This is a genomic window from Streptomyces sp. NPDC055966, assembly GCF_042269865.1.
Classification (GTDB): Bacteria; Actinomycetota; Actinomycetes; order Streptomycetales; family Streptomycetaceae; genus Streptomyces.
The window spans coordinates 128,774-138,027 of sequence record NZ_JBHJYK010000025.1 but is presented as its reverse complement, the minus strand read 5'-3'; the positions used below and the strand labels follow the sequence as shown (position 1 = coordinate 138,027).

The window sequence follows — 9,254 nt, the reverse complement described above, 5'->3', positions numbered from 1 at the left end:
GACGGTGGGGTGTGGAAGCCGTGGTGCGTCTGTTACCGGCGCGTCGTCGGTGGGGAGGCAGCGTCGGTGGTCCGGGCGCGGAGCGGACATCGCATGAGGCGACGCGGGTAGAGGAGCTGGGACCGCGAGGAGCGCAGGCTGAGGAGGACGGTTTCGATGAGCACTGCGGACAAGGCCGACAACACCGGCGACAAGAAGAAGGGCAAGGCAAAGGAAGCACTCGGCAAGGCGGTCGGCGACGAACGCCTGCAAGCAGAAGGCAAGGCCGACCAGGTCGAAGGCGACGTCAAACAGGCCGGCGAGAAAGCCAAGGATGCGGCGAAGGACCTCTTCAGGGACTGAGTTGCATTCCTGACGAAGGCGGGTCATGGCTCATCGAGCTGCGGCCCGCCTTCCGCGCTGCCCCCGGTTCGACATCGGAGTCGCGCGCGGCAGCGGACCGGCGAGGCAGTTGTGAGGATGCCCAGTCATTCCTGTGGGGAGTAGACGATCATGGATGATACTGACGGTCGTAAGCAAGAGTGGTGGGCGGCGCTGTGCCGCACACCGGTGGCGGTCTGGAACGATGACGTCACCGACTGGGCCGCCGCTCTGACCTACTACGCCGTCCTCGCCCTCTTCCCCGTCCTGTTGGTGATTCTCTCGGTTCTGGGGCTGACCATGCCCACTACGACGCCTGAGGTGATCGACCGGGTGACGGGGGTCGTCCCGGTCACCTCCCGCGGGCTGCTGCGCGGTGCTCTTCTGCAGATGGCCGAACAGTCGTCCGCGGCATGGATGCTGGTCTTCCTCGGCGCCGTCGGGGCGTTGTGGTCGGGCTGCAGCTATCTGAGTGTCTTCCGCAGGGCCCTGCACGCGATCCACCACGCCAACGCACACCGGCCGGTATGGCGCACCGCCCCGCGCATCATCATCACTGCGATCGTACTGATCAGCCTCCTGCTCACCACGACTCTCGCGCTGTTGGTGAGCGGGAGCCTGGCCAGGCGCCTGGGCCGGGCCTTCAACCTGGGCACCGTGCCTCAGACCGCGTGGGACGCGCTGCGCTGGCCCGTTCTGGCTGCGGTGGCGGTTGCCCTCGTCCTGGTGCTCTACCGGTCAGGTCCCGCCCCCTCGAGACGGGTGCGGAAAACGGCGCCGGGTGGTGGGCTGGCGATCGTGCTTCTGCTGACCATCTCCCTCGGCTTCACCCTCTACGCCTCGCACGTGAGCACTTACCACCGCCTGTACGGTTCGCTGGCGGGCGTGGTGGTCTTTCTCATCTGGCTGTGGCTGTCCAACCTGGCCCTCTTGATCGGCGCTCAGTTCAACGTAGAGCTGGCGAAACCCGCCCCGCATCGGTCGACTGCGATTACTGCCTCAGCGTCGGCGACCCCACAGTCTCCCAGCTGATCGTCTGCTTTATGAAGGTACGCCGGGTATGTACCAGCTTAACCCTGTGCCAGTAGTCACCAGCGGCCCGTCAAACGAGACATCGGTGCCGGGATGCGGCAGGCCCCCGGGCATCTGCCTGTGCCCTGGAAGTGACCTGCGAAGGGATCGGCTCCGGTTTCAGCTGTTGAGTCCCTTGCGGTGGCTTCCACCGCTGCCTTTCTCTCGCTGGGGTGCCGGTGTCCGCACGGATTGCGCGGACACCGGGAGTGGGATGGTCAGGTGGGCTGGGGGCGCCCGAAGAGCAGGTCGTAGCCTGCGGGGAGCTGAAGCAGGATCTGCTTGAGGAGGTCGTCCCCGGCAGCGTCGGCGACCGTACTGAGGACGGCGCTGACGTCCCAGGCTGCGGTCTGCTCGGTGGCCCCCTCGATCCAGGCCGCCGTCGCCCGCACGAACCGCTCCGGCGGCAGCGGTTCGGCGCTTTGCAGCGGATTGAGCAGGATCAGGGCGAAGGCCTCCGGCAGGCGCGCCGCCAGCTGGGCGCGTACCTCGCCGACCAGGTGTGCGCCGAGCAGGGCGAGGACCACGCGGGCTGCGCGTTCTGCTTCCTGCTCGTTTTCGTACTCGCCGCGTTCCTTGACTTGGTCGAGGAACGCTTCGATTCGCAGGGTCACGTCGGCCGCCGCCCTTCTTCGGCTTCTGTGCTCCGGTGGGTGCGGAGGGCGGGTGAGGGGGAGATGCCCGCCCTGCGCTGCTGATCGGCCCCTGTCGCCTGCCGATTCAGCCGGAGATCTCCTTGCGGCCGGATCCGACGCCGATGGAGATCTTGCGGGGCTTGGCACGCTCGGCGATCGGGATGCGCAGGGTGAGCACCCCGGCGTCGTAGTCGGCCGTGATGTGCTCGGTGTCGAGGGTGTCGGCGAGCACGATCTGGCGGGAGAAGACGCCCAGGGGCCGCTCGGAGAGTTCCATCTGCACGTCGTCGCCCTTCGCCACGGGTCGGCGCTCGGCCTTGACGGTCAGCATGTTCCGCTCGACGTCGATGTCGATCGCCTCGGGGCTGACGCCCGGCAGGTCGAAGGCCACCACGTACTCGTCACCCTCGCGGTAGGCGTCCATCGCCATCGCGGACGGCCGCGACCAGGTGCCCGGACCCATCATCTGCTGAGCCAGCCGGTCGAGTTCACGGAAGGGGTCGGTGCGCATCAACATCGTGAAACACCTCCAGAAGGTTCGGGCAGTTGCTGCCAATGCGCTTCACTGAAACCGTTGTAACATGTCATCCAATGGATGACAAACATGGTGTCATCGAACGGACGACACGCTTGAAGGAGGTGCCCATGGCAGCAGCCGACCACCCGGCCTCTTCCAGCACCGACGGTCGCAGCCCGACCTCGTTCCTCGCCGCCGCCGCGGCCTTGCACGCCATAGACGACGCTCTGGAGGCTGCCCGGCAAGCGACCTCCGACGCCCCTGATACCGGCCCTGAGCCGGAGCAGGCCCTGGCCTCGCTGCTGCTGCTGCGGCAGGTTCGCGAGCAGCTCGCCGGCTGGGAGAACGGCCTGATCGAAACAGCCCGCGCCGCGGGCGCCAGCTGGGCCGACCTCGCCCACCCGCTCGGCGTCGCCAGCCGCCAGGCCGCCGAACGCCGCTACCTGCGAGGCCGGCCCGGTCCCGCCGGCGCCACCGGCGAACAACGTGTCCAGGCGACCCGCGAACGCCGCGCCGCCGACCGCGCCCTCACCGCCTGGGCCCGCCGCAACGCCGCCGACCTGCGCCGCATCGCCGGCCAGATCACCGCCCTCACCCAACTCCCCGCCGCCGCCCGCGGCCCCGTCAGCCAGCTCGACGCGGCCCTCGCCCAAGACGATCCCGCCGCCCTCGTCCGCCCCCTGAACGCCACTCGCCCCTACCTGACACACCTCCGCCCCGACCTCGCCTCCCGACTCGACGCCCTCACCGACACCACCTCCGCCGCCTCCGACTGAGCCGGTGCTTTGACCGGTACAGCTGTCGGCGCCGAGAGGGATCTGCTGCCGGGAGGCGCTGTCAGGATGTCCGGGCACGGCGCGGACGACTGTGACCGGCTGGCTGCGGCGCGCCGGCTCCGCACTACCAGTTCTCCAAACAGCCCATGGACGCTCACCTGGGCAGGTCACCTACCACGGCGGACACCACCGCGAGGATCACGGTGGCCACCGTGATGGCGGCTATCACCGGGCGTCTGCTCCACGACGCCGGCCGCTTCGCCGTGCGTTCATGCACGTCGGCGTTGTTGGGACTATCCGACTCGGGCGGCAGCCGGTACGCCCCAGCGAAGCCGCAAAAGGCTCCGCACCAGCGTTGTGAGCATCCACGCACTGCCAACGAGTGATCCGACTCGTAGGCTTCGGCCATGGCAGAGATCAAGACTCCGACGCCCCGTGACGCCTTCGAGCTGCTGCTGGCCGGTAACCAGCGCTTCGTCGCGGGCTCCCCCGAGCACCCGAACCAGGACGCTACCCGCCGCGCCGAGATTGCACCGTCCCAGCAGCCCTTCGCCGTGCTGTTCGGATGTTCCGACTCCCGGCTGGCCGCCGAGATCATCTTCGACCGCGGCCTGGGCGACCTGTTCGTGGTGCGCACCGCCGGCCACGTCATGGGCCCGGAGGTGCTGGGCAGCATCGAGTTCGGCGTAGACGTGCTGGGCTGCCCGCTGGTCGTGGTCCTCGGTCACGACTCGTGCGGCGCGGTCGGCGCGGCGTGCGCCGCGCTGGAGGACGGCATGACACCGGCCGGATACGTCCGGGACGTCGTCGAGCGGGTGACGCCCAGCGTGCTGGCCGCGCGGGCCGCCGGAAAGGTCGAGCCCGATCAGATCCTCGCCGAGCACATAAGGCACACCGCCGACCTGCTCTTGGACCGCTCCCGAGTCCTCGCCGACAAGGTCACCGCCGGGCAGGCCGCCGTGGTGGGCCTGCACTACCGCCTAGCCGACGGCAGCGCACAGCTCGTCGCCGCCCGCGGCCTCGACGCCACAGTCCCCGCCGCGTCCTGACCGCCCCGGCCGTGGCTGCTCAGCGCGATGTGCCGCGGCCGCAGGACACGCCTATGTACGTGGATGAGGCGCGCGCCCAGCACCGTCCCCCGCCCTGATCTGGCGCGGGCCGCGGGCTGCGAGGTGTGCCGGGGATGAGGAACGGTCGTCACCGACGACGGGCGGCACGAGCTGTGCCTGGCCTGCCAGAACGGTGGCCGCTCAGCCGAACCCGTCCCCAACCCGCCCCGCCCCGTCTCCAAGAGCAGTGAGAGCACGGCGCCCGGCGCCGGTCACGCGGTAGACCGTGGCCCCGCGGCGCGGCGAAGCCGGTTGACGATCGCCAGTCCTAGTCCCTCCTCCGTCGGCAGGGAGGCGATGATGAGGTCGCATCCCTGCTGGTCGAGTTCGCGCAGGAACCCGTACAGCCCGCGCGCGTAGGCGGCGAGAGAGCTGGGGACCTTCACCAAAGCGTGCGCCTTCACCGCAGTGCCGGCGAAGGTCGGGGGAAGGAATACGCCCACCTGGTGTCCCGGGGATCGGTCCGTGCACGGTGGACTTAACGGGGGTGGCGGGTCGACCAGGCACGTCCCAGGTGCGAATGCTCAGGCCACGCTGCAAGCTGGTGCCGTAGGCCGCAACTGTCGAAGGAAGTGTCGTGGTGGCGGTGGCCACACGTGGGATCGCCGGAGCGTCGACCCGGTGGGGGACGGCGCCGCCAGCCGAGGGTGTGATCGGGGCAGCCCTGCTGTCGCCTGTGATGTGCGCCGGGCTGATGCATGCGGCTTGCCGGTACATGCCGTGACTGAGAACGCGTCGCGACCGGCGACCGGCGCACGACGGCCCTATCTGATCGTGAACCCGCATTCAGGGGGAGGGAAGGCGAGCCGGTTCCGGATCGCGCAACGCGCCCGTGCGTTCGGAGCTCAGGTTTTCCTGATCGATCATTCCCTGCCCCAGGACCTGGCGACTGTCGCGCGACGCGCCGTGGACGACGGTGCGGATCTGCTCGGGGTCGCCGGGGGAGACGGCACGCAGGCGCTCGTCGCCGAGGTGGCCGCGGAGAGCGGCCTGCCGTTCATGGTCATTCCGGCGGGCACCCGCAACCACTTCGCGATGGATCTCGGTCTGGACCGTGAGGACCCTTCGGCCGCGCTGGAGGCCCTCAGGGACGGCGTCGAGCTGCGCGTGGATCTCGGGTACGCAGGCGAGCGGGCGTTCGTCAACAACGTGTCGTTCGGAGCGTACGCCGCCCTGGTGCAGGACCCCGCCTACCGGGAGGACAAGATCGGCACGATGGTACGGATCCTCCCGGAATTCCTGGCCCACCACCAGGGTCCGGAGCTGGTGGTACGCACAGGGCTGCTCACCGTGGACCGGCCGGACGCCGTACTGGTGAGCAACAACCCCTACCAGATCGACGACCCGGCCGGGCTCGACAGGCGTGCGCAGCTCGACTCCGGGCTCCTGGGAGTACTGGCCGCCAGGGCGGAGACCCCCGCCGAAACGGCCGCCAGGCTGCGAAGCGGGCAGATGCACGGACTGACCCGTCTGGCGACACCCGACGACGTCGTCATCCACGCCGATCCCCCGGTCGTCCCCGTCGGGCTGGACGGCGAAGCCGTCACCCTGCGCACTCCCGTGCGGTGCCGGATCAGTCCCCGGACGCTTCGGGTATGGGTTCCCCGCCATCGGCCGGGCATCGCGCCCACCGGATGGCGACCGCCGGGATGGTCCGTCGCCCAGCGGGCTGCTTCACTTGTCGGGCGGTTTCATGGCCGTCACACCGCTTGACCGAAGCAGGTCGCACAGTGGGCAGCGGAGACAGGGCCCGAAGGCCCATTGGGGCGTGGCGGCTAAAGGTGGAAGGTGAGATGGTGAGGCCGCTGTCAGGTGATCTGTGTGCGGGCCCGTCCCCCCGTCCGCTCAGCGCTGCCGGACGTTCGTCCGGCTGTGCGCGGACGTGTTCGCCTCTGTGGAGCGCCCACCGCCCGGGCGGTGGGCGCTGATGGTGACCACTGTCGGGGCGAGGCCGATGGCCGCGGGGCGTGCCGTCTCGGCGGCCGCCCTGCCCACCGCGCAGGTGCTCCGTGATCTCCAGGTGCCGGAAGGCGGCCTGTCGTCGGAGGAGGCGGCAAGACGACTGAAGCGCTGGGGCCCGAACGCCGTCCACTCCCACCGAGCTCGGGCGTGGTTGGTGCTGTGGCATCAGCTGCGGTCCCCGCTGCTCGGCCTGCTGCTGGCCGCGGCCGTCGTGTCGTACTTCGTCGGGGAGCGCAGCGACGCCGTGATCATCGCGGTGATCGTCGCGCTCTCCGTCGGCCTGGGTTTCGTCAACGAGTTCCGGGCTGAGAAGACCGCCCAGTCGCTGCACGCGAAGATCCAGCACCGCGCGGTCGTACTGCGCGACGGGCGACCGCAGGAGGTGGCGGTCACCGCTCTGGTCCCGGGTGACGTGGTCGAGCTGCGGCTCGGCGACATCGTGCCCGCGGACCTACGGCTGCTTCAGGCAGCCGGGCTCGAGTGCAGCGAGTCGGTGCTGACCGGCGAGTCGTTGCCGGTCGCGAAGGACACCGCTGCCGTGCCAGCCGGAACGGCGCTGGCGGACCTGTCCGGCTGCGCCCTGATGGGCACGGTGGTGCACTCCGGAACCGGCCGCGGTGTCGTGGTCGCCACCGGTGCCGAAGCCGAGTTCGGGAAGATCGCCGCCGGCCTGAGCGGACACCAGTTGGAGACCGAGTTCCAGGTGGGGCTGCGCCGCTTCTCCATGCTCCTGGTCTACGTCGCCGGGGCACTGACCACGTCGATCTTCATCATCAACGTCGCACTGCACAAGCCGCTGATCGACGCACTGCTGTTCTCCCTTGCCATCGCGGTCGGCATCACCCCGCAACTGCTGCCCGCGGTCGTCTCCACCAGCCTCGCCGCCGGCTCCCGGCGCATGAGCCAGCGCAAGGTGCTGGTCAAGCGGCTGGTGTGCATCGAGGACCTCGGCGACGTCGATGTGCTGTTCACCGACAAGACCGGAACCCTCACCCAGGGCCGCATCGACTTCATGCGGGCCGTACCCGTCCCCGGCACGTCGGCGGAGGAAGTGCTGCGCCGGGGACTGCTGTGCACCGAATCGGACGTTGACGGCCAAGGCCGGCCGGTAGGCGGGAACCCGCTCGACGACGCCCTGTGGGACTCACCGGCCGCCACCGCCCAGCGCCCGCTGCTCAGCGGCTGGAAGCTGGCCGGCGTCCTGCCCTTCGACCACGAGCGGCGGATGGTCACCGTCACCGTCACCGATCCCGCCGGTGACACCCTGCTCATCACCAAGGGCGCTCCGGAGACGGTACTGGAACGCTGCGCAGAGGTCCCCCGGCCGATCCGCGAGGCGCTGGACGCGGAGTTCGCCGCCGGGAACCGAGTCGTCGCGGTGGCGACCCGGCCCGCTCACCCGGCCACCGCACTCAGTAAGGCCGACGAGCGGGACCTCCGTCTGGCCGGTCTGCTGGTCTTCCTCGACCCGCCCAAACCCGACGCGGCCGAGGCGCTGGGACGGCTGGACGCGCTCGGCGTCACGGTGAAGATCGTAACCGGGGACAACCCCACGGTCGCCGCCAAGGTCTGCCGCGACCTGGGGCTGACCGACGCCGCCGTGCTGACCGGGACCGACCTGGACGCCATGGACGACGAGCAACTCGCCACAGCTATCCACGACACAACCGTCTTCGCCCGGGTCAGCCCCGAGCACAAGGCTCGCATCGTGCGCATCCAGCGGAAGACCGGCGGAGACGTCGCCTTCCTCGGCGACGGCGTCAACGACGCCCTCGCGCTGCACGCCGCCGACGTCGGCATCTCGGTGGACTCGGCCACCGACGTGGCCAAGGACGCCGCCGACGTGATCCTGCTGGAGAAGGACCTCGATGTTCTGGCCGACGGGGTCGCCGAGGGGCGACGCATCTTCGCCAACACCATCAAGTACGTCCTGATGGGCACGTCCAGCAACTTCGGCAACATGTTCAGTGCGGCCGGAGCCTCACTGTTCCTGCCCTTCCTGCCGATGCTGCCCTCCCAGATCCTGCTCAACAACCTTCTCTACGACACCAGCCAGCTCGCCATCCCCACCGACGAGGTCGACGAGGAGCAGGTACGCCGCCCCGCGCACTGGGACATCGCCTTCATCCGGCGCTTCATGATCTGCTTCGGGCCGATCAGCTCCCTGTTCGACTTCGTCACCTTCGCCGTGATGCTGGGCGTCTTCCACGCCGACGCCGCCCAGTTCCACACCGGCTGGTTCGTGGAGTCCCTCGCCACGCAGACTCTGGTGATCTTCGCCATCCGTACCCGCCGCATACCGTTCTGGCGCAGTCGCCCCAGTCTGCCTCTGACACTGACCGCGCTGGGAGTCGTCGCCCTCGGCGCCGTCCTGCCGGCCACTCCCCTGGCCCACGTCCTGGGCTTCCAACAACTGCCGACCGCCTTCTTCGCCGCCGTGGCCGTCATGGTCATCGTCTACCTGCTCCTCGTCGAGCTCGGCAAACGGATCTTCTACCGGACCACGGGTCCACGGGGTCGCCCCGAACCCGCTCCCGGCCACCGGCATCTGCGCCGCCGTGCAGCACGGTTCAGCACCGTCACCCGCCTGCCCCACCGGCAAGCCCTCCGCCCTCCGCCGGTGGAGGGTCCACACCCGACGGGCGCGGCCGTGTCTTCCCACTCGCCCGTTCCTCGGACCCCATCTGCGTGATCCGCCGGAATCCTGCATCCGTCCGCCGTACGAATCCGCAATTTTCCGGCCGGTCGCGCTTCTACGGCCGACGCAGTCGGTGATCCGCCCGCGCAAGGCAGGCCCAACAAACGCATGCTCGCCGAGCCTGTC

The 9,254-nt window shown here is 69.6% G+C and carries 9 protein-coding genes and 1 pseudogene; 6 read left to right on the top strand and 4 right to left on the bottom strand.

Features of this window, described 5'->3' with window-relative positions; all coding sequences use genetic code 11:
* Window positions 1–156 precede the first annotated feature (156 nt).
* Both ACFC8N_RS39665 and ACFC8N_RS39660 read left to right on the top strand, forming a co-directional pair.
* Entirely contained in the window at window positions 157–342 is a 186-nt protein-coding gene (locus ACFC8N_RS39665; RefSeq protein WP_376294017.1) for a CsbD family protein, read from the top strand.
* A 150-nt stretch (window positions 343–492) separates the two neighbouring features.
* Window positions 493–1,392, top strand: a complete 900-nt coding sequence (locus ACFC8N_RS39660; protein WP_376294015.1) for a YihY/virulence factor BrkB family protein — start codon at window positions 493–495, stop codon at window positions 1,390–1,392.
* A 257-nt stretch (window positions 1,393–1,649) separates the two neighbouring features.
* On the opposite strand, the gene ACFC8N_RS39655 is transcribed toward ACFC8N_RS39660, so the two are convergent.
* Complete coding sequence (locus ACFC8N_RS39655; protein WP_362821061.1) at window positions 1,650–2,045, bottom strand: DUF2267 domain-containing protein; 396 nt, start codon at window positions 2,043–2,045, stop codon at window positions 1,650–1,652.
* A 106-nt stretch (window positions 2,046–2,151) separates the two neighbouring features.
* The gene (locus ACFC8N_RS39650) at window positions 2,152–2,583 is read right to left on the bottom strand and encodes an Hsp20/alpha crystallin family protein (protein WP_071386621.1); all 432 of its coding nucleotides are present in this window, start codon (window positions 2,581–2,583) and stop codon (window positions 2,152–2,154) included.
* A 128-nt stretch (window positions 2,584–2,711) separates the two neighbouring features.
* On the opposite strand from ACFC8N_RS39650, the gene ACFC8N_RS39645 reads away from it, so the two are divergent.
* Entirely contained in the window at window positions 2,712–3,359 is a 648-nt protein-coding gene (locus ACFC8N_RS39645; RefSeq protein ID WP_362821060.1) for a type III effector protein, read from the top strand.
* A 154-nt stretch (window positions 3,360–3,513) separates the two neighbouring features.
* On the opposite strand, the gene ACFC8N_RS39640 is transcribed toward ACFC8N_RS39645, so the two are convergent.
* Entirely contained in the window at window positions 3,514–3,768 is a 255-nt protein-coding gene (locus tag ACFC8N_RS39640; protein WP_376294012.1) for a hypothetical protein, read from the bottom strand.
* On the opposite strand from ACFC8N_RS39640, the gene ACFC8N_RS39635 reads away from it, so the two are divergent.
* Window positions 3,767–4,408 (top strand): carbonic anhydrase, encoded by a 642-nt coding sequence (locus ACFC8N_RS39635; protein ID WP_376294010.1) that lies wholly within the window; start codon window positions 3,767–3,769, stop codon window positions 4,406–4,408. The two genes, ACFC8N_RS39640 and ACFC8N_RS39635, sit on opposite strands and share 2 nt — an antisense overlap.
* Window positions 4,409–4,680: 272 nt before the next feature.
* Here ACFC8N_RS39635 and ACFC8N_RS39630 read toward each other — a convergent pair.
* Window positions 4,681–4,920: pseudogene (locus ACFC8N_RS39630) on the bottom strand (Sua5 family C-terminal domain-containing protein); the annotation flags it as partial.
* Here ACFC8N_RS39630 and ACFC8N_RS39625 point away from each other — a divergent pair.
* Both ACFC8N_RS39625 and mgtA read left to right on the top strand, forming a co-directional pair.
* Complete coding sequence (locus tag ACFC8N_RS39625; protein WP_376294008.1) at window positions 4,877–6,181, top strand: diacylglycerol/lipid kinase family protein; 1,305 nt, start codon at window positions 4,877–4,879, stop codon at window positions 6,179–6,181. The pseudogene ACFC8N_RS39630 and the gene ACFC8N_RS39625 overlap by 44 nt on opposite strands.
* Before the next feature lie 214 nt (window positions 6,182–6,395).
* On the top strand, window positions 6,396–9,122 hold the full coding sequence (gene mgtA / locus ACFC8N_RS39620) for a magnesium-translocating P-type ATPase (protein ID WP_376294005.1): 2,727 nt from the start codon (window positions 6,396–6,398) through the stop codon (window positions 9,120–9,122).
* The last annotated feature ends 132 nt before the right edge of the window (window positions 9,123–9,254 follow it).